Source organism: Herbaspirillum sp. GW103 (assembly GCF_000261365.1).
Lineage (GTDB): Bacteria > Pseudomonadota > Gammaproteobacteria > Burkholderiales > Burkholderiaceae_D > Herbaspirillum.
The window spans coordinates 1-25,345 of the sequence record NZ_AJVC01000001.1 but is presented as its reverse complement, the minus strand read 5'-3'; the positions used below and the strand labels follow the sequence as shown (position 1 = coordinate 25,345).

Below are 25,345 nucleotides of genomic sequence, written 5' to 3'. Positions count from 1 at the left end.
GCCGCACGCCCACGCCGGTGCATGCTGTAGCGCAGCAGAATCCTTCACAAGAGCAAAAAACCGAGACACCATGATTCCTCCATTGACCTCCCTGATGGCCTTCGAGGCGATCGCGCGCAGGAAGAGTTTCAACCTTGCCGCTGCCGAACTGCACCTGACGCCCTCGGCCATCAGCCACCAGGTCGCGCGACTGGAAAAGCTGCTGGGGCTGCGTCTGTTCGAGCGCTCCACCAAGGGGGTGGAACTCACGCCGGCAGGGCAGAGCTATCTCAACCGGGTGGCCGGTGCGCTCGGTGCGATCAATTCGGCCACCGACGATCTGCGACATGGTGTGGAGAATTCGCTGCAGATCCACTCCAGTCCCAGCTTTGCCAGTCTCTGGCTGATGCCGCGCATCGGCCGCTTCACGCAGCGCCATCCGGAGATTGCCTTCGGCTTGTCGGCCTCGCCGGAAATATCCGATTTCGAGATCGGACAGGTGGACCTGGATATCCGCTGTGGCGTGCCGCACTGGCCGGATCTGGAAATCGAACCGGTGCTCTCGGAGCAGGTGATTCCGATGGCCAGCCCGGACTTCCTCGCGCGTCACCGCATCGAGACACCGGAAGACCTGGTGCTGGCACCGCTGATCCAGTCGCGCGGCAGTCTGCTGCAATGGCCGGAATGGTTTGCCCGCTACGCACCGGACCTGCGCCCGGAACGCATCGCACTGCGCTTCGACCGCGCCATGATGAGCATCGAAGCGGCGGTACAGGGATTGGGCGTGGTCTTCGAGAGCAACGCCTTCGGTGCCGGCCATCTGGCCAGCACTCGCCTGCAGCCGGTGTTTGCCGAGGGCATGACACTGGAGATCACGCAACACTTCGCGGTCTGTCCGGCGCGCAACAAGTCGCGGCCTGAGGTGGTGCTGTTCCTGCAGTGGTTGCGCGAAGAGAGCGGAACGATTTCGTCTAGTTGAAGCCAATTCAGCCAAGCCTGAATTTTCATCGCTTGCCTGCATGTGCACTGCGCGCCAAGAATAAGCCTCCACCATTACAACGGAGACTGACGCACCGCCCCGCCACCGGGTCGGCGCGCCTTGCTGTCATGACCCCACATCCCCTGCAGCCGCTGGCGCATGCCATCCGCTTCCTGTCCATCGATGCCATCGTGCGTGCCACCGAGGGCCACCAGGGCGTTCCGCTGGGCATGGCCGAGATCGCCACGGCCCTGTATGCGCGCCATCTGCGCTTTCATGCGGACGACCCGACCTGGCCTGACCGCGACCGCGTGGTGCTCTCCAATGGTCACGGCTCGATGCTGCTCTATAGCCTGCTCTACCTCACCGGTTACGAACACATCACGCTGGAGGAACTGCGCAACTTCCGCGAGTTCGGCTCGCACTGCGCCGGCCATCCGGAATACGCGCCGCATCTGGGCATCGAAGTCACCACCGGTCCGCTCGGCCAGGGCATCGCCAATGCCCTGGGCATGGCCGTGGCCGAGGCTTATCTGAATGCGCGTTTCGGCGACGACATCGTCAACCATCGCACCTATGCCTTCGTCGGCGACGGCTGCCTGCAAGAAGGCATCGGCCAGGAAATGATTTCGCTGGCCGGTCACCTGCGTCTGTCCAAGCTCACCCTGCTGTGGGACGACAACCAGATCACCGATGACGGCGCCACCGAGCTTTCCATCAGCGAGAACGTGGCCGAGCGCTTCCGCGTGGCGGGCTGGCATGTGGTGGAAGTGGACGGGCACGATATCGATGCCGTCTCGCGCGCACTGGATGCCGCACACGCCTCGGACCGGCCTTCGATGATCGCCTGCCGTACCGTCATCGGACGTGGTATCCCGCGCGTGCAGGGCCAGCGCGGCGGTCACAGTGCCCGCCTGTATCCGGAGGATGCCCAGGCCGCACGCGCGCTGCTGCAATGGCCGCATGCGCCCTTCGAGATTCCACCGGAGATCCTCTCGCCGTGGCGCGGATTCGGTCAGCGCCATCGCGATGAACATGCGGCCTGGCAGCGGCGTCTGCAGGCCCTGCCGGCGACACAACGCGCCGAATTCGAACGCCTCCTGCGCGGTGACTTGCCCGACCGATGGCAGGACGTGTTGCTGCAATTCAAACGCACCGCGCATGAGCCCGCGCAGGCGCAAGGCGGCATCCTGATCTCGGCCGCCCTCAACCAGTTGCTGGCCGAAGTGATCCCGGAACGCATGGTCGGCTGCGCCGATCTCGAAGCACCGACCGCGCACAAGGGTTCGCTCAACGCCTTTACTGCCGCCGACCGCAGCGGTGCCTACGTGCATTGCGGGGTGCGTGAACATGTGATGGGCGCGATGGCCAATGGCATGGCCGCGCATGGCGGCGTGATCCCGCTGGCCGTGACCTATCTGGCCTTCTCGGATTACGAACGCCCGGCCATGCGCATGGCCGCGTTGATGGGCTTGCCGGTCAAGTTCGTGTTCAGCCATGACTCCATTGGCATCGGCAAGAACGGGCCGACACATCAGCCGGTGGAAATCCTCGCCGCGCTGCGCGCCATGCCCAACATGCTGGTGATGCGTCCGGCCGATGCCAGCGAGGTGGTGGAATGCTGGGAAGTCGCCATGCAGCACCGGAGCGGGCCGGTGAGCATGGTGTTGGCTCGACAAAGCTTGCCGCCGGTACGCAAGCGTTTCGAGGTGAGCAATCTGAGTGCGCGCGGCGGCTATGTGCTGGCAGAGGCGCAATGCGGGGCGCGCCAGGTCACCTTGCTGGCCACTGGCTCGGAGGTCGCCATCGCCTGCGCTGCGCGCGATCTGCTCGAAGCCCGTGGCGTGGCTACGGCGGTGGTCTCACTGCCATGCTGGGAATTGTTCGACCAGCAGGACAGCCACTATCGTCACGCCGTGCTGGGCAGTGATACGGTGCGCGTGGGGATAGAGGCGGCGCTGCGCTTTGGCTGGGATCGCTACCTGGGGGAGCGCGGTGGTTTCGTCGGCATGACGGGATTCGGCGCACCGGGACCGGCCGATGTGCTGTACCGGCATTTCGGGATCACGCCGGAGGCGGTGGTGGCGCAGGCTTTGCAGCTGCTGGATGGCGCGCAGGTGCAGGCGGATTAAATCATTTATATCGTTTATCCGGTTCCAGAACGCAAAAAGCCCATCTGAAACCAGATGGGCCGTTCATTGATTAACGCTGGATTCCCTCATGACCCTGGCGATCTGCCAGGTGCTGCGAGAGTGCCCTGCCCGGTCTATCTGGCCGGTGCGGTCGCAATCCAGGTAGTGGGCCTGCTCCCACTCAATCTGTGAGTGCGAGCAGGCCCATGTGTTGTGGACCGGAAGCCGCCGTTGGTGCGGTCCGGTGTCACGCTTCTACGAGCGATTAATTAACTATTTGCTACACGGCTTGCGCCGTGATCGACGCGCCCCTGCCGTCAAAGTTCACCTGCCCGCACTATCTGCACGGCCACAGGGGAGTCTCTGGCAAGGGCGACGCCCTGCGCTGCCCTCTCCTTCGGAACCGACCCTCCCTGGCTATCTGCCAGGTGAGCGTCTGCGAATGAATTCGCGCCGACATGAAAGGGCTGCGGAGTCTGCCGGCCTGGTCCTTGGAGCGTATGGAATTCCGGGGACGTTCAGGCGCGGACAGCGGGGATATCCTGCTTCGCTTGCGCGAAAATCGCGGTCTTAGATGACCTTGATGTTGGTGGCCTTTTCACCCTTGGGGCCGACACCGCGGTCGAAGGACACGCGCTGGTTTTCCGACAGGCTGCGGAAGCCGTTGGACTGGATGTCCTGGAAGTGCGCGAAGACGTCGGCACCGCCGGCATCAGGAGTGATGAAGCCGAAGCCCTTGGCATCGTTGAACCATTTGACTACGCCGGTTTGAGTGCTCATGTTTGTTTCCTCTGGAAAGTTTGGGACGAATGAAGGCATCTGCCTGGAAGGCACTTGAAACCAAGAACTGAAACCGAAGGAAAGAAAACAGAACGACCGAGGAGGGAACGACAGTCAGGCGGAATTGGAACCAACAAGAATACAACTTGATGCAAGTACAAGTCGTATTGTACACCAATTGCTACAACGTGCCGTGATCTGTTGATAAATGTGTGGTTTTTCTGTCGGCATGTCCGGCGTGTCGCCGCCACCGGGCCACGCCCGCAGACGCCGCGTGACCGCTTTTTGCTGGCCCAACGTAATTCCGGTATATTGACGCGGAGATAAAAGAGGCCGTGTCCCGTTGTGCGCCGGTGGGTGGGCGGCGCCGATGGCATCGCGGGTTCCGCTGCATGTCACCCAGTCACTGCGTGCTCGATGCCCCTTCCCGAACGCCCCTTGTTTGATCCCTCTGATGACGACGCCACCGTGCCTGGTCTGCCGGTGCGCTTCGGCATTTCCGCACTGGTGATGGCGGGCATGGTCCTGCTGGCGGTGGTGCTGGTCTCAGTAGGCTGGTGGGGGGCACGCCAGGTGCTGCTGGACATGGCCGAGCGTTCCGCCGAGGATGCCGGGCGCATCATGACCGAGCGCTCGCGCCGCATCATCGACCCTGCCGTGGCCACGCTGCGCCAGCTGGCCTTCGATCCGATCACCGAATCCACCCGGCTTGATGAGCGCCTCACGCGCATCGCGGCCTTCTCCATCGACCTGGTTGCCAATCCGCTGGTGTCGGCGGTCTACGTGGGCTATCCCAATGGCGACTTCCTGCTGGTGCGCTCGCTGCGGGGTGCGGAGCAGCGCGCTTTCTTCTCCGCGCCGACTGCATCGGCTTTCCTCGTGCAGACCATCGTGCACGATGCCCACGGTGCGCAGCACGGGCAATATCGCTTCTACGACGCCGAACTGAAACTGCTGAGCCTGCGCGACGAGGCCGGCTATCGCTTCGACCCGCGCACGCGCCCCTGGTACGCCACGGCGGACCGTTCGCTGATCCCCTCCATCTCCGCCCCTTACGTATTTTTCACCACGCGCCAGATCGGTATCAGCCTGTCGCAGCGTGCCCGCAACACCGATGCCGTGGTGGCCATCGACATGACACTCGATGACCTCGCCGCCAGTCTGGGCAACCTGCGCCTGACGCCCCACAGTGAGCTGGCGCTGGTGGACGAGAACCAGCGCGTGATCGCCTACAGCGACATGGCGCGCGTACTGGAGCAGGACGGCGAGCACTTCCGTTTCCGGGGCCTGCCGGAGCTGGATGTACCGAGCCTGTCGCACCTGGCCGAGCGCGCACGGGATGGCCAGACCAGCACGCTCTACAGCGTGGGCGGACGGGAGTGGCTGGGTCTGTCATTGCCCTTCAATGTCATCGACGGCCATGCCCTCAAGCTGCTCATTGCGGCCCCCGGCGACGAGCTGCTGGGCCAGCTCGACCGCAATCGCAAGACCCTGGTACTGGTGGCCTTTCTGGTGGTGCTGGCCTTCCTGCCATTGGGGTGGTGGGCCGGACGCGCCATCGGCCGCAGCATGGAGCGACTCGCCCTGCGGGCCGGACGCATGTCGCGCTTCGACTTCCGCATCCAGAACCGGCGTCGCAGCACCCTGCGCGAGATCAACATGCTCACCGACATGGTGGACCACGTGAGTCTGACGGTAGAAGCCTTCCTCGACATCAGCGCCATCCTCAGTACCGAGACGCATGTCGAAGAAATGCTGCAGCAGGTGCTGGAGAAGTTCGTGCAGGCCACGCGCTGCGACGGTGGCGCGGTCTATCTGTGGCAGCGCGAGGGCAGCCAGATGCAGCGGGCTGCGGCCTATGGCCAGCAATGCGGCCTGGCCGACAGCATGGCTTATGACGAGCAGGGCGCAGAGGCTGCCGGGGCCGCTTGTGCACTTGAAGCACGCGAGACCGAGGATGGCCGCCTGCGCGTGGAACTGGATCTGCGTGGTCGCGATGGCTCGCTTGAAGGTCTGCTGGTGCTCATGCACGCCCATGACAGCGCCCACGAGGATCCGCGCTTCCTGGCCTTTGCGCGGCGTCTTTCGGGCATGCTGGCCGTGGCCATCGAGACACGTCAGCTGATCGCCGCACAAAAGGCGCTGCTGGAGTCCCTGATCCGTCTCATGGCCGATGCCATCGATGCGAAGAGTCCCTACACCGGTGGCCACTGCGAGCGGGTACCGCACCTGGCCATCCAGTTGGTGGACCGGCTGGCGCAGGAAGACCAGGGCCGCTATGCCGACTTCCGGCTCGACGAAGACCAGCGCTATGCCTTCCAGCTGGCCGCGCTGCTGCACGACTGCGGCAAGGTCACCAGTCCCGAGCACATCGTGGACAAGGCCACCAAGCTGGAAGTGATCCACAACCGCATCCATGAAGTGCGCATGCGCTTCGAGGTTCTGTGGCGCGATGCCGAACTGGATCTGCTGCGCGAGCTCTACACCACCCTGCCCCCGGCCCAGGCCGAAGCCTGGCGCGTGCAGCTGCAACAGCGCCGACAGCAGTTGCGCGAGGATTTTGCCTTTGTCGCGCAGTGCAATGTTGGCGGCGAGGCCATGTCGGACGAGGCCATCGCACGCCTGCGCCAGATCGCCACGCAGACCTGGCAGCGTCATTTCGATGACAGCCTGGGTCTGGCTGACGAAGAGAGCCGGCGGCTCGCCGCCGCGCGTGGCGCTCAGGTGCAGCAGGCGCTTCCCTGCACCGAGCAGTTGCTGGCCGATCGTCCCGAGCACGAGGTGGCCTGGGAAGAGGGGCACCGCCCGCCGGTTGAACGGGGCGATCCGCGCAATACTCTGGGCTTCGACATGCGCTTGCCGCAGGTCCGGCAGAACATGGGCGAGCTGCACAACCTGACGGTACGGCGCGGCACGCTGACCGAGGAAGACCGCTTCGCCATCAACAACCACATCGTGCAGACGCTGGTGATGTTGAAGCGCCTGCCGTGGCCGGACTCGCTCAAGAGCGTGCCCGATACCGCTGCCAATCATCACGAGAAGATGGATGGCAGCGGTTATCCGCGCCGCCTGCGCGCAGCCGAACTACCCTTGCAGGACAGGGTGATGGCGCTGGCCGACGTCTTCGAAGCGCTGACCGCAGCGGACCGTCCTTACAAGCCGGCCAAGACCTTGTCGGAATCGCTGCGCATCATGGCCAGGATGTGCCGGGAGCAGCATCTGGATACGGAGCTGTTCCGCTACTTCCTGCACAGTGGCTTGTGGCGCAGTTATGCCGATGAACTGCTGAGGGCGGAGCAGCGGGATGCGGTGGATATTGCGGCCATTGAAGACCTGCTTGACCCGCAGCCTGCCTGAATCCCGTGATGCGAAGCGTGAGTCCGCTTTCAGCGTAGAATTTGTGCACCTGTGTTTGGCGTCTCGCGCGTGACACACTTGCGCCGATGTGCCGTACCGATCAACTGTTGCCATGTGCTCCCGATCATGACTTGCAAAATTTTCTGGTCCGCTCCCTACCAGACCGAACTCGATACGATGATCAGCGCCGTTGATGGGGACCGGGTCCAGGTGGCGCAGACGATCTTTTTCGCTTTTTCCGGTGGGCAGGAGAGTGACGTCGGTACGCTGGGCGGCCATCCCGTGCTGCAGGCGGAGAAGCGCGAGCAAGACATCGTCTACACGCTGCCATCGGGCCATGGACTTCAGGTCGGCGATGCGGTTCGCCTGCAGATCGACTGGGCGCGGCGCTATCGCCTGATGCGCCTGCACTTCGCGGCCGAGATGGTGTTGCAGCTGGTCTACCAGATGCGTCCCGGCATCGAACGCATCGGCGCGCATATTGCCGTGGACAAGGCGCGCGTGGACTTCGCCAGCGAAACCAGCCTGGCCCCGCTGTTCCCGGCCATCGAGGCGGCGGCGCGGCAACTGGTGGCGGCGGACCGGCCCATCGTCACGGCCTTCAGCGACGAAGCGGCCGGGCGGCGTTACTGGGAAGTGGAAGGATTTGCGCGCATGGCCTGCGGCGGTACGCACCCACGCACCACTGCCGAAGTGGGAACGATACGGCTCAAGCGCAAGAACACCGGGCGCGGCAAGGAGCGCATCGAGATTCTGTTGGATGAGCTTGGGCAGGCGTGAAGAAGGAAATACCAGACCGTTTCGAAAACAAGATCATCATCAGGGCCAACAAACCCTGGCAGGAGCCACACATCATGAGCGAACGTCGCGTCCCTCCCGTCGGTCCGGTCCGTGGTATCCGTCCGCTCTCCGAGGTGGGTATCAAGAGGACTTATTTCCGGCAATTGAATCAATGGCGCAAAATGTCCGAGCAATATGCCAAAGCCAGGAAGGCGCGTGAGACCAAGGAGCAGGATAAATAAATTGCGCAACGGAATTGGCTCAGGATCAACAAGCCAATCTGACCGCACCAAGGTTTGCCCGCGCAATAGAATCCCGCGTAAAATACGCGCTCTCGCGGGTGTAGCTCAATGGTAGAGCAGAAGCTTCCCAAGCTTAAGACGAGGGTTCGATCCCCTTCACCCGCTCCAGATCGCTTCCCTGCGGCCCTCTTCGCCCGTCCCTGACCGGCGCGACTGTGCGGGCCGCGCCTCAATTGCTTCGAGTCATCCATGTCTGAAAACAAATCCGGCAAGCCGCTGTTCTACGATCCCAGCGAGCGCCGCATCCGCAGTTTCGTCACCCGCGCCGGGCGCGTGTCGGTCGCGCAAGGACGCGCACTGGAAGAACTCGGACCGCGCTTCCTCGTCCCCTACGACAAGGCCCCGCTGGACCTGGATGCCACCTTCGCACGCCAGGCACCGACCATCCTCGAAATCGGCTTCGGCATGGGCGAAACCAGCGCCAAGATCTCGGCCCTGATGCCCGAGAAAAACTTCATCGGCGTCGAAGTCCATACCCCCGGCGTGGGCAGCTACCTCAAGCTGATCGGCGAAGGCCAGCTGGAAAACGTCCGCATCATCCAGCACGATGCCGTCGAAGTGCTCACCAACATGATCGCCCCCGAGTCCCTGGCCGGCGTGCATGTGTTCTTCCCCGATCCCTGGCACAAGGCGCGCCACAACAAGCGCCGCCTGATCCAGTCGCCCCTGGTGCAACTGATCAGCACCCGCCTGGCCCCCGGTGGCTATCTCCACTGCGCCACCGACTGGGAAGAATATGCCATCCAGATGCTCGAAGTCCTGTCGGCCGAACCGACCCTGAAAAATACCGCGACCGATCCGTCCGGCTACGTCCCGCGTCCGCATTACCGCGATACCACCAAGTTCGAAAACCGCGGCCTGCGTCTGGGTCATGGCGTGTGGGATCTGGTGTTCGAAAAGCGCGCCTGAATACCTGCGCCGCATGCACGATTGAAACTCTCAAACGTGCATGCAGCAGATGATGAGCAAAAGTGATCACCGACAGGAATCCCTCCGGGGATGAACAAAAGCGATCACCTGGAGTGATCACCCGAAGTTCAGCAGAGGACCAGCAGAAGACCCGCAGAAATGCGCTTCAATGGCATGCCAGCAAGGCATGCCATTTTTATTTCTGTTTTTGTTTCCATGGCCATTGCCATTGTTTGCGATGGCTTCACTGGAGCTTGAAGACCGCCACCGCGCGCGACAGCGACTCCGCCTGGAACTGCAGGCTTTCTGCTGCTGCCGCCGCTTCTTCCACCAGCGCCGCATTCTGCTGCGTGACACCGTCCATCTGCACCACGGCCTTGTTGACTTCATCGATGCCGGCGCTCTGCTCGCGGTTGGCGACATTGATGTCATCCATGATGGCAGCCACCTTGTGGATGGCGCTGATGATCTCTTCCATGGTGCCGCCCGCGCCATTGACCAGCGCCGACCCGGCATTGATCTTGTCGACCGAATCATCGATCAGCGCCTTGATCTCGCGCGCCGCCGTGGCACTGCGCTGGGCCAGGCTGCGCACTTCCGAGGCCACCACGGCAAACCCGCGGCCCTGCTCCCCTGCACGCGCGGCCTCCACCGCCGCATTGAGCGCCAGAATGTTGGTCTGGAAGGCAATGCCATCAATGACGCTGATGATCTCGACGATGCGATGAGAACTCTCCTCGATGGCCTGCATGGTCTGGACCACCGCCCCCACCATTTCGCCCCCCTTGCGTGCCACCCCCGAGGCCTGGTCCGCCAGTTGATGAGCCTCATGGGTGTTCTCGGCATTCTTCTGCACGGTAGAGGTGATCTCTTCCATCGAGGCCGCGGTCTCTTCGAGCGAGCCCGCCTGCTCTTCGGTGCGCTCGGAGAGGTCACGGTTGCCGCTGGCAATCTGGGTAGCCGCCACCGTGATGGCACCGGTGCCGCCGCGTACTTCGGAGACAATGCCGGCCAGGTTGTCGTTCATCTCCTTGAGCGAGCGCAACAGCTGCGCGGTCTCGTCCTTGCCGCGAATGACGACCTGTGAACGCAGATCGCCCGCGGCTACCGTCTGCGCAATCTGCACCGCTTCGCCAAGCGGACGCACGATGCTGCGCACCAGTGTCCAGGTGATGGCCAGGCCCAGCAGCAGCGACAGGCTGATCGAAAGCAGCAACAGCACACGCGCCTGCTGAAAGTCGGAGAGACTGTCGGCATTGACAGCGTCGCGCTTCTTGCGGCTCTGTTCGAGGACCGCCGTGACGATGTCGTCGATCATCTTGGTCGGTAGCCGGTCAACCCCCTTGACCTGCGCATCCACCCGCCCGACCGCGGCCGGATCGTCGGAGGCGTAGAGCTTGAGGGCCTCCAGGTAGCGATCAAGCAGCTCGACGTGGGCTTGCCTGGCCTTGCGGACTGCCCCTGCATCCATGCCGATGCGCGGCATCAGCGCTTCGAGGGAACTGAGCTGCTTCTGGGTGGCGGCGCTTTCATCGATGAAAGCCTGACGATACTTGGTGAAGGCCGCAGGGTCCTTGCCGCGCAGCAAGGTATTTTTCCACTCCTGCACCTGAATCTTGAATTGCACCTGCGCACTGCGGGCGGCGTCCACCGCCTGCTCGATGAGCGCGCCGGTTTCCATGGCCTGTGCGCCCTGCCCGTAGACTTCGCCGAGCACCATCACGCCGCGTACACCGACAAAGGCGATGGCCGCCAGCAACAGCGCCGACAGCATGCCCAGACGTACGCCTATCTTCAGATCATTGAGTTTCATGCGGCCCCCCCGGCTCACCTTCGTTGGTGTTGAACTCGATTCCCCGTCGTCGATGATATCGCCAGGCAGCCGCTGCAAGCTCACGAAATGGCCGGTAAAAGTGCTTTATGAAGGAAAGCTGTGTTGCACCTGCAACGCAGGCCGCAAACGCCCGTCAGGACGCCACGGCGATAATGCAGTCAGGCAAGGAAATGAAGAGAATTGACGATGATCGAACGGCGTCCGATCAGGTGCCGGCCGACTCCATGTCGGCAATCAGGGCGATGATCTGGGCGCCATAGGTCTCCAGTTTCTTCTCGCCCACGCCGGTGACGTGGCGCAGCGCATCCAGCGACTGCGGCCGCGCCTTGGCGATCTCGCGCATGGTGGCGTCGTGGAAGATGACGTAGGCCGGCACGTTGTGTTCGCGCGCCGTCTCCACGCGCCACCAGCGCAGCTTCTCGAAGAGCGCCTGTTCTTCGCTGCTGAGGTTGGTCTCAACGAAGCCGGAGCGCTGCGAGCTGCGCTTGGCCTTCTCCGGCTTGCGGTAGCGGCGCAACTGCACCTGCTGCTCGCCGCGCAGTACCGGGCGGGCGGCTTCGGTGAGCTTCAGGGCGCTGTAGTTCTCGGCGTCCACGGTCAGCAGACCCAGGGCGATCACCTGGCGCAGGATGGCACGCCATTCAGCCTCGCCGCGATCACTGCCGACACCAAAGACGGAAAGCTGGTCGTGACGCCACTGCTTGACGCGTTCGCCATCGATGCCGCGCAGCACCTCGATCACATGGCCGGGTGCAAAGCGTTGCTCGACGCGGTAAACGGTAGAGAGCAGCTTCTGCACCTCGACCGTGGCATCGAAGGAAACCGGTGGTGTGAGGCAGGTATCGCAATTGCCGCAGGGGCTGGATGGCTCGCCGAAATAATCCAGCAGATGCACGCGCCGGCAGTGCAAGGTCTCGCACAGAGACAGCATGGCGTCGAGCTTGGTGCCGAGCACGCGCTTGAAGGTTTCGTCGGCTTCGGATTCATCAATCATGCGGCGCTGCTGCACCACATCCTGCAGGCCATAGGCCATCCAGGCGTCGGCAGGCAGGCCGTCGCGGCCGGCGCGACCGGTTTCCTGGTAATAGCCTTCCACGCTCTTGGGCAGGTCGAGGTGGCAGACGAAGCGCACGTCGGGCTTGTCAATGCCCATGCCGAAGGCGATGGTGGCCACCATCACGATCTTGTCTTCGCGCAGAAAGCGCGCCTGGTTCCTGGTGCGCAGCGCATAGTCCATGCCGGCGTGATAGGCCAGCGCATTGAGGCCCTCGCCACGCAGGAACTCGGCAGTCTCCTCGACCTTCTTGCGCGAGAGACAGTAGACGATGCCGGCATCGTCCGGATGTTCGCTCTTGATGAAGTCCAGCAACTGCTTGCGGCCGTTGGCCTTCTCGACGATCTGGTAACGGATGTTGGGACGGTCGAAGGAGGAAACGAACTGGCGCGCATCTTCCAGTTGCAGGCGGTGGATGATTTCTTCGCGGGTCTGCTGGTCGGCGGTGGCCGTCAGCGCGATGCGCGGCACCTGCGGGAAACGCTCGTGCAGGATGGAGAGTTTGATGTATTCCGGACGGAAATCATGGCCCCATTGCGAGACGCAGTGCGCTTCATCGATGGCGAACAGCGAGATGCGGGCCGACTCCAGCAACTCCAGACAGCGCGGCGTCATCAGGCGTTCGGGGGCGACGTAGAGCAGATCCAGATCCCCCTGACGCAGGCGCCGCTCGATTTGCAGGGCTTCGTCGAAACTCTGGGTGGAATTGAGGAAAGCGGCGCGCACCCCGACTTCGGCCAAGGCATCGACCTGGTCCTGCATCAGCGCGATCAGCGGCGAGACCACCACGCCCGTGCCCGCGCGCAGCAACGCCGGGACCTGGTAGCAGAGCGATTTGCCGCCGCCGGTGGGCATGAGCACCAAGGCATCCCCGCCACCGGCGACGTGCTGGACGATCTCGCCCTGATGACCGCGAAAGGACGAGTAGCCGAACACCGTTTCCAGCACGTGCAGTGCACGTTCCTGCTGGGTGGCGCCGGGAGGCAGGGAATCGAAATCGACCATGGAAAACCTGAAGCTGCTGCGTAGCAAAGGCGCTATTTTATTGCAGCCAGCCCCGCGACACCGCCAACAGCAGGAAAACACCCAGCGCAGCTCGATAGACGATGAAGGGCCATGTCGAGAAACGCTCCAGGAATTTCATCAAGCCCCAGATGGCGACAAAAGCCGAGACACTTGCCACGACCAGGCCGAACAGCAGCACGCCCCAGGCTTGCAGCGGGATATGCGCATGCAGCAGCACGGCCAGCTCCTTCAAGCCAGCCAGCGCGATGGCAGGCAAACCCAGCAGGAAGGAAAAGCGCGCGGCTTCCTCGCGACGGAAATTCAGGAACAGCGCGGCGGTGAGCGTGGAGCCGGAACGCGAGACCCCCGGGATGAGCGCACCGACCTGTGCCAGCCCGACGATCATGGCATCGCGCAGGCGCATCTGGTCGACACTGCGGCGATGGCGGCAGACCAGTTCCGAGATCGCCAGCAGCACCGCCATGACGATGCAGGACCAGCCGATCACGGAGAGGCTGCGCAGCGGCGAGCCGCAGGCGTTGAGCACGTGCGACAAGGCCAGTCCGGCAATGCCGATGGGAATGGTGGCCAGGAGAATGGCCACGGCCAGCCTGAACATGGGATCGGTGAAATCGCGGCGACGCCAGGCAGCCAGGCTGCCACCGGTCACCGCCGTCACATCGCGCCGGAAGTAGCTGATCACGGCGGCCAGCGCCGCCAGCTGCATGGCGGCGGAAAAGGCCGAGCCCGGATCATGCCAGCCCAGGAAGGCCGGTACCACGCGCATGTGGGCGGTCGAGGAAATGGGGAGCAGTTCGGTGATGCCCTGGACGATGCCGAGAAAACCGATCTGCGCGTAACTGAGGGAGGCAAAGCCGATATCAAGCCCGGCGCTGCAGACGTTGGCCATGGGGTGTGCTCTGAAGGGAGTTGGCGAAAAGAATGTTGTGAACCGGTGCCGGCAGCAAGGCCGACCACGGGTGCTGCAGTGTACCGCGCCCGCCGGGGCGCTGGCTGACAGGCGCCTGACGCCCGCACAGGCATGCGCTGTGCGATGTCAGGCGCCGGTGGATCACTCCACCCAGGCGACCACGCCGGTATAGGCAGTCACCAGAACGATGATGCCGAAGACGATGCGATACCAGGCGAAGATGGTGAAATCGTGCGAGCTGATGTAGCGCAGCAACCAGCGCACGCACAGGAAGGCCGAGACGAAGGCGGCCACGGTACCCACGGTGAACAGCGGCACGTCGGCGGCCGACAGCAGGGCGCGTTCCTTGTAGAGCGAATAGAGGGTGGCGGCGAAGAGCGTGGGGATGGCCAGGAAGAACGAAAACTCAGTGGCCGCCTTGCGCGACAGGCCGAACATCATGCCGCCGATGATGGTGGCGCCCGAGCGGCTGGTACCGGGGATCAGGGCGAAGGCCTGGGCGATGCCGACCTTGAGGGCGTCCAGGGCGGTCATGTCGTCTACCGTTTCGACGCGGGCCGAGGCCATGCTCATGCGGTCCTTGTTGCGACGCTCCACCCACAGGATGATGAGGCCGCCGACGATGAAGGCGATCGCCACCGAGACCGGGTTGAACAGCATTTCCTTGATGCGGCGACTGAACAGCAGGCCCAGGATGGCCGCCGGCAGAAAGGCGATGATCAGGTTGATCACCAGGCGCTGCGCCTTGCGGTCGGTGAACAAGCCGGTCAACACGGCAGCGATGCGCGCACGGTACTCCCAGCACACCGCCAGGATGGCGCCGGCCTGGATGACGATCTCGAAGACGTCGGCCTTGTCCTTGGAAAATTCGGGACCCGTGAACTGCAACAGGCTGTTGGTCAGGATCAGGTGGCCGGTGGAGGAAATGGGCAGGAATTCGGTCAGGCCTTCGACGATGCCCATGATGAGCGCCTTGAGCGCGAGGAGAGTATCCATACGGGTGCTGTGAGTGGCTGTGGTGGTGGGGTTGAAGGGAAATGAAGGAAATAGCTGCTACCGGGCCCGAAAGCCCGCCAATTCGGCCCTCCGGGCGCCTGGATACGCAAACGGGTGAAGCAATCTCCCGTTTTTGGGTGGCCGGCTACCGTCAAGCACGGTCACGGGGCCGCCCAAACCCGGGCAGGACGGTTTGCGTTGCCATCAAGCGGCCTTTGGACCTCACCGGCATGCAGAAAGTGCACTCGGTGCGCTGCAACAAAAACGGATTTTACCTTAGCAGGGTGACAAAACTCGCGTTTTCCTGTCAGCCATTCGCACGAAGCTGACTTTTCATTCATCCCATCCCCTGCGGGGCAGGAGCGGGATCTTTCGCCGGGACCCGGATCAGGACACATCGGCCCCGTATCAGCGCTCATTTGATGCCAAACTCGCCAGATGATGCCGATCCGTGGTACAAAGGCAGGGTTCCTCCCTCCCTTTTATCGATTCAGGAGCAGCGGTGCATCATCGACACGAAGAAAGTACTGCCGATCTGAAGGAGCTGACCACCATCGCTCCCATCAGCCGTGAAGCCCATGCCGCCCACCTCAAGGAAAAGGTGGATACCCGGCGGCTCATCGAGGATATTCGCGAAGAAGCGCGACGGCGGCGCGAGGAAGCCTTCTAGAGCGGCGTCCTGCCGCCTCGGGCGTCCTCTTCCGGTCGCCGGCCAGCCTTGCTGCCCGGCGCGGTCAGCGTCTCCAGTTCACTGAGCCAGGTAATGGCCTGGCTGCGGTTCTGCCCACACATCTCCGGCGAAGGCTGCAAGCCGGCGCAGAAGGCCGGACGCTCCGGCTGGCCGAAGATCTTGCAGCGCATGTCCTCCCCCAGTTGCACACAGGGCACATTGGCCGGCTTGCCATGCGGCATGCCGGGAATCGGGCTGGTGATGGAGGGGGCGATGCAGCAGGCGCCGCATGCGTCTCGGCAGTTCATGGGCTTTCCTGGTGGCCGGTGGTACGCGGGGACTGCATTGTAGTGCATCGTGCTCTCTGCGGCATGCGTGGAGGGCTTGCGCCGCTCGCTTGACGCCGGCGCGATTTGCCACTTACAGTGCCCCGTCCCGGTAATCTTGTTTCTCATGTCAGCATCGGCCAAAGAACCGCGTTGGGAACGACGCAAGCAGGACCGCCCCCAGGAGTTGCTGGCGGCGGCTCTGGAGTTGTTCGTCGAACGCGGCTATGCCGCCACCCGCCTGGAAGACGTGGCGGCCCGCGCGGGCGTCTCCAAGGGCACGCTCTATCTCTACTTCGACGGCAAGGAAAGCCTCTTCAAGTCGGTGGTGCGTACCAACATGCTGCCCCTGCTGGACCAGGCCGAGGCGCGCATCGAGGGCCATGCCGGCAGCAGCGGCGAACTGCTGCGCGAGCTCATCATGCACTGGTGGCAGGCCGCCTCGCACTCCGGCGTGATGGGTATTGCCAAGCTGATGGTGGCCGAATCCGGCAACTTCCCCGAGCTGGCGCGCTTCTACCATGACGAGATCACCGCCCGCGGCGACGCCACGGTGGTACGCGTGCTCGAACGCGGCATGGCGCGCGGGGAATTTCGCCACATCGATGCCCAGGCGATGAAGAAGGTCATCATCGCCCCCCTCATCATGCTGATGCTGTGGGAACGCTCACTCGCACCCTGCGCGGCTGATCCCATCGATCCGCAAGCCTACCTGCAGAGCATGATCGACCTCTGCCTGAATGGACTGAACACCTGATGCCAGCCTGACACGCTCGCATTGCATTGAGGAAAACCCGCAACACAAGCCTGCCGCTGGGCTTATTCCCCACACAGATGGGCTGATTAGGGCGGCGGTGTTTGCTAAAATGCTGCCTTTCCGTCGCAATTGATTAATCGAGCCACCGCCATGAATATCGAACAAGCCCGCTTCAACATGATCGAGCAGCAAATCCGCCCCTGGAACGTGCTGGCGCAGGATGTGCTGGACCTGCTGATGGTCGTCAAGCGTGAAGAATTCGTCCCGGCCGCCTATCGCAGCCTGGCTTTCTTCGACACCGAGATCCCGCTGCCGGGTGGTGAAAACATGCTGGCTCCCAAGATCGAAGCGCGCATCCTGCAGGAAGCCAATGTGAAGAAGCACGAATACGTGCTGGAAATCGGCGCAGGCTCGGGCTACATGGCGGCCCTGCTGGCCCACAAGGCCCGTCACGTGACGACCGTGGAAATCTCCCCCGAACTGAAGGCCCTGGCCGAGCAGAACCTGGCCGACTACGGCGTGGCCAATGTGGACGTACAACTGGGCAATGGCGCGCAGGGCTGGACCGGTGCCGACGGCAAGGCAGCTGAATACGACGTCATCGTCATCTCCGGCTCGCTGCCGGTGCTGCCGGAAGCCTTCGGCAAGCAGCTCAAGATCGGTGGCCGCCTGCTGGCCATCGTCGGCTCGGCCCCGGTGATGGAACTGCAACTGATTACCCGCACCTCGGAACACGCCTTCGAGACCGTCAATATCGTGGAAACCCTGGCCAAGCCGCTGCATGCAGCGATTACGCCGTCCCACTTCACGTTCTGAGCCGGCAGGCCGAGACAGGAAAGCATCATGGAGCATATCTCTGCCCCGGAACTGGCGACCTGGATCAACGATCCGGATCGCCCCACGCCCCTGCTGCTGGATGTGCGCGAGCCCTGGGAACACCAGACCTGCCACATCGCCGGCTCGCAGCTGGTCCCGATGAACACCATTCCCGGCCGCTTCTCGGAGCTCGATGAAGAGCAGCCGGTGGTCTGCATCTGCCATCACGGCGGACGCAGCATGCAGGTGGCGGCCTTCCTGGAGCGCCAGGGCTTTACCAGGGTGATCAACCTGAGCGGTGGCGTACATGCCTGGGCCAATGAGGTCGACCCCGCGATGCCGACCTACTGATCCGGTCTATCGCTTCATATCGCACTCTGGCCGGCGGGCGTCATGCACATGGCGCAGGCCGACCAGACGGGGGCCGGGTTCTCCGGCCTGCCTGATTTTCCCTGTTTTTTTGCTTTTTACTTCATATCGCCTGAGAACCGCCCGGGTCTTGAGGGATTCAGTCCGGCTGCAGCTTCTGCAAGGACGGTGCAGTCTTGAGGGTATGGAGCGAGGCCGCCAGGATGCGTTCGCCGTCCTTGACCAGGTCGAAGCTGTCCGGCGAAAAGAACCAGTCGGTGAGCAAGCCACTGAAGGTGGCATGCGCCGCCAGGCAGGCCAGGCGGATATCCAGCGTGACCGGAAGCTGACCGCGCGCAACCGCGTTGAGCAGGATCTGCTCCAGTCGCAACAGCCCATCCACATGGCATTCGCGCTGGCGGATGAGGATGGGGTCGTGGGCGTCGGCGAATTCGCACTTGTTGAAGATGATGTCGAACACGCGCCGGCAGCGCTCGTCCGTCGCAGCCATGGTCAGCACATAGACACCGCTGCGCAGGAACTGGCCCAGCGGATCTGCGACCTGCGGGCTGGCGTTCTCCTCCAGTACCGCTTCCATGGGCAGGCGCACGCGCTCGCACATGGCGTCGAACAGATCGCTCTTGTTCTTGAAATGCCAGTAGATGGCCCCGCGCGTGACCTCGGCCGCCTTGGCCACGTCGGCCAGCGAGGTCTGGGAGACGCCGCGCTCATGAAACACCTGCTCGGCCGCATCAAGGATGCGGGAACGGGTTTCCAGCGCTTCTTCCTTGGTCGATCGGGCCATGTCAGCAAGCTCCGGCAGAAAGAACGATGACGCCGCCCATCAGGCCCGCCATCCCATGCGCATGTTGCAAATGCACATCATCCGGCGCGGGCGCATATTCGTCAAAGGCTTCATGTGCGCAGCAATGGTCATGAAGGAATAAGTGAGATTCATGCACAATATCAGGGCCTCTGTTTCGTCTTCCTGGCAGCGCGGCAACACCCGCAGTGCAGAGGGAAGAGCTCAGGTTCTCGGCAGCGAAGACGGCATCTGAGTCCCTTTCGCACGGAAATGCAAGGTATCGCTCATATTTTGCTACGCCGTCTCGAACAATTTTGTTAAATTAATGTGATGTTGAGAAGAAATACATACATTCATGGATGTATGTATAATAGCATCCGCTTCAAGTCCCTGCCGTTCATCAAGTGCAAAAAAATTCATCACCCTGGCCGCGAGGCCGGTGGGGATCTTTTGCATTGCAACAACCTGCGCCCTGGAACATCCATCCCCTCCGACTGTGGATGACAGGGTCAGCATCATCGTCGTGACCGGTTCTACGGCATTCGTTTCATCGCCGCCCTGGCGGCTTCAACTTTACTTTCGTGCGAGATATCTATGAGCTCAGTCAGTCGTTTCACGCGCCTCACCATGACCGTCGCCGTTGCCGCCGCGCTGGTTGCCTGCGGACAGAAACCCGCCGCGCAAGGCGGCCCGATGCCGCCGGCCGAAGTCTCGGTGGTGACCATCACCCCGCAGCGCGTGGCCATCACCAATGAACTGCCGGGCCGGGTGGAAGCCTTCCGCGTGGCGCAGGTACGCGCACGGGTGGCGGGCATCGTGCAAAAGCGCGTCTTCAAGGAAGGCAGCGAGGTCAAGGCAGGCCAGGTGCTCTTCAAGATCGATCCGGCCCAGTACAAGGCCAGCCTGGAAAGCGCACAAGCCACGCTGGCACGCGCCCAGGCCAACCTGACCCAGACTTCGCTGACCGCGCAGCGCTACAAGCCGCTGGTGGAAGTCAATGCCGTCTCCAAGCAAGAATATGACAACGCCGTGGCGGCCCAGAAGCAGGCCGAAGCCGACGTGGCCGCCGGCAAGGCGGCCGTGCAGACGGCCAGCCTGAACCTGGGCTATGCCACCGTGACCTCGCCCATCTCCGGCCGTATCGGCCGCGCACTGGTGACCGAGGGCGCCCTGGTGGGCCAGGGGGATGCCACCCAGCTGGCCCTGGTGCAGCAGCTCGATCCGATCTATGTCAACGTGACCCAGTCCAGCGCCGATCTGTTGAGGCTGCAGCAGGCCATGGCGGCCGGCCAGTTGAAGAAGGTCGGCGACAACAAGGCCAGCGTGACCCTGGTGCTGGAAAACGGCCAGCCCTACGACCAGCCGGGCAAGCTGCTGTTCTCCGATGTGAGTGTGGATGAAAGCACCGGTTCGGTCTCGCTGCGCGCCGAATTCCCCAATCCCAAGCGCCTGCTGCTGCCGGGGACCTATGTGCGGACCAAGATCGAGCAGGCTGTCGATGAGCAGGCTCTGCTGGTGCCGCAACAGGCTGTGATGCGCGACGCCGGCGGTTCGATCGTGATGGTGGTCAATGCCGAGAACAAGGTCGAACCGCGTCCGGTCAAGACCGGCGGCGCACGCGGCAACAACTGGCAGATTCTCGATGGCTTGAAGGAAGGTGATCGCGTGATCGTGGAGGGTCTGCAAAAGGTCCGCCCGGGCGCCACCGTCAAGCCGGTCCAATGGAGTCCCGCGGGCGCTCCCGCCGCTGCTGCCGGCCAGCCGGCCAAGCAGGACGCGAGTGCCCAACCGAAAGCTAACTAAGAGGCTGCCAGATGGGAAAGTTCTTTATTGATCGCCCCGTATTTGCGTGGGTGCTAGCGATCTTCATCATGCTGGCCGGTGCGCTGGCCATCACCGGCTTGCCGGTGTCCCAGTACCCCAACATTGCGCCGCCGACCATTGTGGTCACGGCCACCTATCCGGGTGCAACCGCACAGACCCTGGACGATTCGGTGACCAGCCTGATCGAACAGGAAATGAACGGCGCCGATGGCCTGCAATACATCGAGTCGCAAAGCCAGGCCAACGGCCAGGTGCAGATCACCATCACCTTCTCGCCGGAAACCAATCCGGACCTGGCGGCGGTGGATGTGCAGAACCGCTTGAAGCGCGTCGAGGCCCGCCTGCCGGCGGCCGTGACGCAGCAGGGCGTGCAGGTGACCAAGTCGCGTTCCAACTTCCTGCTCTTCATCGGTTTGTCTTCCACCGATGGCAAGCTTGATCCGGTGGCGCTGGGTGACTATCTGTCGCGCAATGTCCTGAACGAAATCAAGCGCGTGCCCGGTGTCGGTCAGGCGCAGCTGTTCGGTACCGAACGCGCCATGCGCATCTGGATCGACCCGAACAAGCTGATCGGCCTGAGCCTGACTCCGGCCGACGTGACGGCGGCCATCCAGGCACAGAACGCACTGGTGGCCGGCGGTACCCTGGGTGCCTTGCCCAGCCCGGGCACCCAGCAGATCGCCGCCACCGTGGTGGTGAACGGTCAGCTGACCTCGCCCGAGCAGTTCGGCAACATCGTGCTGCGCGCCAATGCCGATGGCTCCAGCGTACGCCTGCGCGATGTGGCCCGCATCGAAGTCGGTGGCCAGAGTTATGACACGTCCGGTCGCCTGGATGGCAAGCCCTCGTCCTTCATCGGCGTGCAGCTCTCGCCCACTGCCAATGCGCTAGGTACTGCCACGGCCGTGCACAAGAAGATGGAAGAGCTGTCCAAGTACTTCCCGGCGGGCGTGAAATACACCATCCCGTACGACACTTCCAAGTTCGTCAAGATCTCGATCGAGGAAGTGGTCAAGACCCTGATCGAAGCCATCGTGCTGGTGTTCCTGGTGATGTTCCTGTTCCTGCAGAACATCCGCTACACCATCATCCCGACCATCGTGGTGCCGGTGGCGCTGTTGGGGACCTTTGCCACGCTGCTGCTGTTCGGCTTCTCGATCAACGTGCTGACCATGTTCGGCATGGTGCTGGCCATCGGTATCCTGGTCGATGACGCCATCGTGGTGGTGGAGAACGTCGAACGCATCATGAGCGAGGAAGGTCTCTCGCCTGCCGACGCCACCCGCAAGGCCATGGGTCAGATCAGCGGCGCGCTGATCGGTATCACCCTGGTGCTCATCGCAGTGTTCATCCCGATGGCCTTCTTCGGTGGCGCGGTGGGGGCGATCTATCGCCAGTTCTCGCTGTCGATGGTGGCCTCGATGGTGTTCTCGGTGCTGATGGCTTTCACTCTCACGCCGGCGCTGTGCGCGACCATCCTCAAGCCGGTGGAGAAGGGTCACCACCACGAGAAGAAGGGCTTCTTCGGCTGGTTCAACCGCAAGTTCAACACTACCGCCAATGGCTACCAGGGCTTGATCGCTCGCATGCTGGGCAAGGCCGGTCGCTACATGATCGTCTACGTGGTCATCGTGGCGTGCGTGGGCCTGCTGTATGTGCGCCTGCCGGCATCCTTCCTGCCCAACGAAGACCAGGGCTACATCATCACCAACGTGCAGCTGCCGCCGGGCGCGAGTACCGCGCGTACTACCGAGGTGGTTAAGCAGATCGAGCAGTACTATCTCAAGGATCCGGCGGTGGAGCATGCCATTGCGGTGCTGGGTTACTCGTTCTCCGGTAATGGCCAGAACGCGGCACTGGTGTTTACTCCGCTGAAGGACTGGTCCGAGCGCGACAAGTCGCAATCAGCTGATGCGATTGCTCACAAGGCATTCGGCACCTTCTCGCGGATCAAGGATGCGATCGTCTTCCCGCTGAACCCGCCGCCGATTCCGGAACTGGGCAATGCGACCGGCTTCACCTTCCGTCTGCAGGACCGCGCCGGTCTGGGTCACGCTGCACTGGTGCAGGCCCGCAACCAGATCCTGGGCATGGCGGCCCAGAGCAAGGTGCTGGCCGGGGTGCGTCCGGAAGGTCTGGAAGATGCGCCGCAGCTGCAACTGGACATCGACCGCGACAAGGCCAATGCGCTGGGCGTACCGTTCTCGACGATCAACAGTGTGCTCTCCACGGCGCTGGGTTCGGCCTATGTGAACGATTTCCCCAACCAGGGCCGTCAGCAGCGCGTGATCGTGCAGGCCGATGCCAATCGCCGCCTGCAACCTGAAGATCTGACCAACTTGTACGCCCGCAACGCCAATGGCGGCATGGTGCCCTTCTCGGCCTTCGTGACCGCGAAGTGGATCAATGGTCCGGTGCAGCTGATCCGCTACAACGGCTATCCGGCCATGAAGATCGCCGGCGGTGCAGCCCCTGGCCGCAGTACCGGTGAAGCCATGGCCGAGATGGAATCCTTCGTGACCAAGCTGCCGCCGGGCTTCGGTTTCGAATGGACCGGCCAGTCGCTGGAAGAAAAGACCTCCGGCAACCAGGCCCCTGCCCTGTATGCGCTGTCGCTGATCGCGGTGTTCCTGGTGCTGGCCGCCTTGTATGAAAGCACCTCGATTCCGCTGGCGGTGATGCTGGTGGTGCCGCTGGGTATCCTGGGTGCGCTGCTTGGGGTGACGCTGCGCGCCATGCCCAACGACGTTTACTTCAAGGTGGGGATGATTGCAGTGGTGGGTCTGTCGGCCAAGAACGCGATTCTGATCATCGAGTTCGCCAAGGATCTGCAAGCGCAAGGCAAGGGCCTGATCGAAGCGACGCTGGAAGCGGTACACCTGCGCTTCCGTCCCATCATCATGACCTCGCTGGCCTTCATTCTTGGCGTGTTGCCGCTGGCCATCGCCTCCGGTGCCGGTTCTGCCAGCCAGCGCGCCATTGGTACCGGCGTGATGGGCGGCATGATTACCGCCACCGTGCTGGCAGTGTTCCTGGTGCCGATCTTCTTCGTGGTCGTGCGCAAGATTTTCAAGGGCAGCGAGCGTCAGCGCAAGTTTGACGCCGACCACTCGCCCAAGATTGATAGTGGAGAATGACAATGACCAATCTGTCGTTGCCGCGCTCGCCTCGCCTGCTGCAATTATGCGCAGCGCTGATGGTGGCCGGCGTACTGGGGGGCTGCTCGCTGGCCCCCACTTATGACCGTCCGCAAGCGCCGGTGGAAGCGGCCTATCCGGCCGATGCAGCAGGCCGTGCCGAGCTGCAGGCTGTCAATCTGGGCTGGCGCCAGTTCTTCCCGGACCAGCGTCTGCAGCAACTGATCGCCGCTGCGCTGGAGAACAACCGTGACCTGCGCACGGCCGTGCTCAACATCGAGGAAGCCCGTGCGCAGTATCAGATCGCCCGCGCTGATCTGCTGCCCAACCTGAACGTCACTGGCAGCGCTGCGCGCGCGCGTACTGCGGCCAGTCAGTCGCTGACGGGGCAGCCGTTCATCAGCAACAGCTATCAGGTCGGCCTGGCGGTGCCAGCCTACGAGCTGGACTTCTTCGGCCGCGTACGCAACCTGAAGGATGCGGCGCTGGCGACTTATCTCTCCACGGAGGAGGCCCAGAAGTCGGCACAGATCAGTTTGGTGGCACAGGTGGCACAGGCGTATCTGTCCGAGCGCTCCTATGCAGAACAGCTGCAGCTGGCCAATGACACCCTGAAGTCGCGCGAGACCGATCTCGACCTGGCAAAGCGGCGCTTCGACGTGGGCGCCAGTTCTGCGCTGGACTTCCGTCTGACGCAGACGCTGGTCGAGTCGGCCCGGGTGGCCAAGGCTCAGCTGGAGCGCCAGCGTGCGCAGGCCGAGAATGCGCTGACACTGCTGGTGGGCAAGAAGGTAGGGGATCTGCCGCCTGCGCAGTTGCTGTCGGATGAGAAGATCGTCACCGATATTCCGGCGGGTCTGCCGTCGGACCTGCTGATCAATCGTCCGGACATCCGTTCGGCCGAGCAGAGTCTGCTGGCAGCCAACGCCAACATCGGCGCGGCACGCGCGGCCTTCTTCCCGCGCATTTCGCTCACTGGCAGCTTCGGCAGTGCCAGCAGCACGCTGGGAGGCTTGTTCGAGTCAGGTTCGGGCGCGTGGAGCTTTGGTCCCTCGCTGTCTCTGCCAATTTTCGACTTCGGACGCAACAGCGCCAACCTGGATCTGGCCGAAGTACGCAAGAACAAGGCCGTTGTGACTTACGAGAAAACCATCCAGACTGCCTTCCGCGAAGTGGCTGATGCGCTGGTGGCGCGTGGTTCGCTGGAGGATCAGGTCAAGGCACAGGAGGCTTTCCTGGCGGCCCAGCAGGAACGCTTGAAACTGACCGACCTGCGCTTCAAGAACGGCATTGCGTCTTCGCTGGATCAGCTGGATGCGCAGCGTGATCTGTTCTCGGCGCAGCAGGCCTTGATTCAGGCGCGGCAGTTGCGCTTGAACAATGCGATTGATCTGTACAAGGCACTGGGCGGGGGCATCCATGAGAATACGGTAACGGCGGCGACGAAGCAGTAAGTCGTTGGCATGTCCGTATCATGATGATGCAGCCATGATGGAAATGAAGAAGCCGGCTCTGCCGGCTTTTTTATTGTCTGTCGTTTGGGTGTGCTTGCCGTGCCCGGTATGTGTGCGGGGATTCGGGTGGAATCTTAGATTTTTACCTGTGCATAAATTAACAGCCCTGG

At 62.9% G+C, this 25,345-nt stretch carries 20 protein-coding genes and 1 tRNA gene; 14 read left to right on the top strand and 7 right to left on the bottom strand.

Going from position 1 to position 25,345, the window contains the following annotated elements:
- Positions 1 to 70 precede the first annotated feature (70 nt).
- Both GWL_RS00100 and GWL_RS00095 read left to right on the top strand, forming a co-directional pair.
- On the top strand, positions 71 to 958 hold the full coding sequence (locus GWL_RS00100; protein ID WP_008325275.1) for a LysR substrate-binding domain-containing protein: 888 nt from the start codon (positions 71 to 73) through the stop codon (positions 956 to 958).
- Between the two features lie 128 nt (positions 959 to 1,086).
- Positions 1,087 to 3,090 carry a transketolase gene (locus GWL_RS00095; RefSeq protein ID WP_008325273.1) on the top strand — a complete coding sequence of 668 codons (2,004 nt, stop codon included), beginning with the start codon at positions 1,087 to 1,089 and terminating at the stop codon, positions 3,088 to 3,090.
- A gap of 570 nt (positions 3,091 to 3,660) precedes the next feature.
- Here GWL_RS00095 and GWL_RS00090 read toward each other — a convergent pair.
- Complete coding sequence (locus GWL_RS00090) at positions 3,661 to 3,870, bottom strand: cold-shock protein (RefSeq protein ID WP_006461922.1); 210 nt, start codon at positions 3,868 to 3,870, stop codon at positions 3,661 to 3,663.
- Positions 3,871 to 4,287: 417 nt separating this feature from the next.
- Here GWL_RS00090 and GWL_RS00085 point away from each other — a divergent pair, with 417 nt between their 5' ends.
- The 5 genes from GWL_RS00085 to trmB all read left to right on the top strand — a co-directional run bounded on the left by GWL_RS00085 (position 4,288) and on the right by trmB (position 9,218).
- A complete protein-coding gene (locus GWL_RS00085) occupies positions 4,288 to 7,227 on the top strand; it encodes an HD domain-containing phosphohydrolase (protein ID WP_008325269.1) in 2,940 nt (979 codons plus the stop codon).
- 126 nt (positions 7,228 to 7,353) lie between these two features.
- Positions 7,354 to 8,007, top strand: a complete 654-nt coding sequence (locus tag GWL_RS00080; protein WP_008325268.1) for an alanyl-tRNA editing protein — start codon at positions 7,354 to 7,356, stop codon at positions 8,005 to 8,007.
- A gap of 74 nt (positions 8,008 to 8,081) precedes the next feature.
- Positions 8,082 to 8,249: a hypothetical protein gene (locus GWL_RS23565; protein WP_175344293.1), complete on the top strand. Its 168-nt coding sequence runs from the start codon at positions 8,082 to 8,084 to the stop codon at positions 8,247 to 8,249.
- A gap of 94 nt (positions 8,250 to 8,343) precedes the next feature.
- Positions 8,344 to 8,417 (top strand) — tRNA-Gly (locus GWL_RS00070).
- An 81-nt stretch (positions 8,418 to 8,498) separates the two neighbouring features.
- Positions 8,499 to 9,218 (top strand): tRNA (guanosine(46)-N7)-methyltransferase TrmB, encoded by a 720-nt coding sequence (gene trmB, locus GWL_RS00065; protein ID WP_008325264.1) that lies wholly within the window; start codon positions 8,499 to 8,501, stop codon positions 9,216 to 9,218.
- Between the two features lie 244 nt (positions 9,219 to 9,462).
- On the opposite strand, the gene GWL_RS00060 is transcribed toward trmB, so the two are convergent.
- From GWL_RS00060 to GWL_RS00045, 4 genes are all read right to left on the bottom strand, one after another.
- Positions 9,463 to 11,031 (bottom strand): methyl-accepting chemotaxis protein, encoded by a 1,569-nt coding sequence (locus tag GWL_RS00060; RefSeq protein WP_008325261.1) that lies wholly within the window; start codon positions 11,029 to 11,031, stop codon positions 9,463 to 9,465.
- 226 nt (positions 11,032 to 11,257) lie between these two features.
- Positions 11,258 to 13,111 (bottom strand): DNA helicase RecQ, encoded by a 1,854-nt coding sequence (recQ, locus tag GWL_RS00055; RefSeq protein ID WP_008325260.1) that lies wholly within the window; start codon positions 13,109 to 13,111, stop codon positions 11,258 to 11,260.
- Positions 13,112 to 13,148: 37 nt separating this feature from the next.
- Positions 13,149 to 14,021: an undecaprenyl-diphosphate phosphatase gene (locus GWL_RS00050; RefSeq protein ID WP_008325259.1), complete on the bottom strand. Its 873-nt coding sequence runs from the start codon at positions 14,019 to 14,021 to the stop codon at positions 13,149 to 13,151.
- A gap of 162 nt (positions 14,022 to 14,183) precedes the next feature.
- The gene (locus tag GWL_RS00045) at positions 14,184 to 15,038 is read right to left on the bottom strand and encodes an undecaprenyl-diphosphate phosphatase (protein WP_008325258.1); all 855 of its coding nucleotides are present in this window, start codon (positions 15,036 to 15,038) and stop codon (positions 14,184 to 14,186) included.
- 502 nt (positions 15,039 to 15,540) lie between these two features.
- Here GWL_RS00045 and GWL_RS23560 point away from each other — a divergent pair.
- A complete protein-coding gene (locus GWL_RS23560; RefSeq protein ID WP_008325257.1) occupies positions 15,541 to 15,708 on the top strand; it encodes a hypothetical protein in 168 nt (55 codons plus the stop codon).
- On the opposite strand, the gene GWL_RS22670 is transcribed toward GWL_RS23560, so the two are convergent.
- Entirely contained in the window at positions 15,705 to 16,016 is a 312-nt protein-coding gene (locus GWL_RS22670; protein ID WP_008325256.1) for a YkgJ family cysteine cluster protein, read from the bottom strand. The two genes, GWL_RS23560 and GWL_RS22670, sit on opposite strands and share 4 nt — an antisense overlap.
- 145 nt (positions 16,017 to 16,161) lie before the next feature.
- Between GWL_RS22670 and GWL_RS00035 the strand changes: the two genes are divergently transcribed.
- The 3 genes from GWL_RS00035 (at position 16,162) to GWL_RS00025 (ending at position 17,958) form a co-directional block, all read left to right on the top strand.
- Positions 16,162 to 16,791, top strand: coding sequence for a TetR/AcrR family transcriptional regulator (locus GWL_RS00035; RefSeq protein ID WP_008325254.1), 630 nt, complete (start codon positions 16,162 to 16,164; stop codon positions 16,789 to 16,791).
- 150 nt (positions 16,792 to 16,941) lie between these two features.
- Positions 16,942 to 17,607, top strand: coding sequence for a protein-L-isoaspartate O-methyltransferase (locus GWL_RS00030; RefSeq protein WP_008325252.1), 666 nt, complete (start codon positions 16,942 to 16,944; stop codon positions 17,605 to 17,607).
- Positions 17,608 to 17,634: 27 nt separating this feature from the next.
- On the top strand, positions 17,635 to 17,958 hold the full coding sequence (locus tag GWL_RS00025) for a rhodanese-like domain-containing protein (RefSeq protein WP_008325250.1): 324 nt from the start codon (positions 17,635 to 17,637) through the stop codon (positions 17,956 to 17,958).
- Between the two features lie 157 nt (positions 17,959 to 18,115).
- Here the strand turns inward: GWL_RS00025 and GWL_RS00020 are convergent, their stop codons facing one another.
- Positions 18,116 to 18,760, bottom strand: coding sequence for a TetR family transcriptional regulator (locus GWL_RS00020; protein ID WP_008325247.1), 645 nt, complete (start codon positions 18,758 to 18,760; stop codon positions 18,116 to 18,118).
- 594 nt (positions 18,761 to 19,354) lie between these two features.
- On the opposite strand from GWL_RS00020, the gene GWL_RS00015 reads away from it, so the two are divergent.
- Genes GWL_RS00015 through GWL_RS00005 form a run of 3 tightly spaced genes read left to right on the top strand, consistent with a single transcriptional unit; the run spans position 19,355 to position 25,175 of the window.
- Positions 19,355 to 20,563: an efflux RND transporter periplasmic adaptor subunit gene (locus GWL_RS00015; RefSeq protein ID WP_008325245.1), complete on the top strand. Its 1,209-nt coding sequence runs from the start codon at positions 19,355 to 19,357 to the stop codon at positions 20,561 to 20,563.
- An 11-nt stretch (positions 20,564 to 20,574) separates the two neighbouring features.
- Positions 20,575 to 23,721, top strand: a complete 3,147-nt coding sequence (locus GWL_RS00010) for an efflux RND transporter permease subunit (RefSeq protein WP_034349630.1) — start codon at positions 20,575 to 20,577, stop codon at positions 23,719 to 23,721.
- Positions 23,722 to 23,723: 2 nt separating this feature from the next.
- On the top strand, positions 23,724 to 25,175 hold the full coding sequence (locus GWL_RS00005) for an efflux transporter outer membrane subunit (RefSeq protein ID WP_008325237.1): 1,452 nt from the start codon (positions 23,724 to 23,726) through the stop codon (positions 25,173 to 25,175).
- The last annotated feature ends 170 nt before the right edge of the window (positions 25,176 to 25,345 follow it).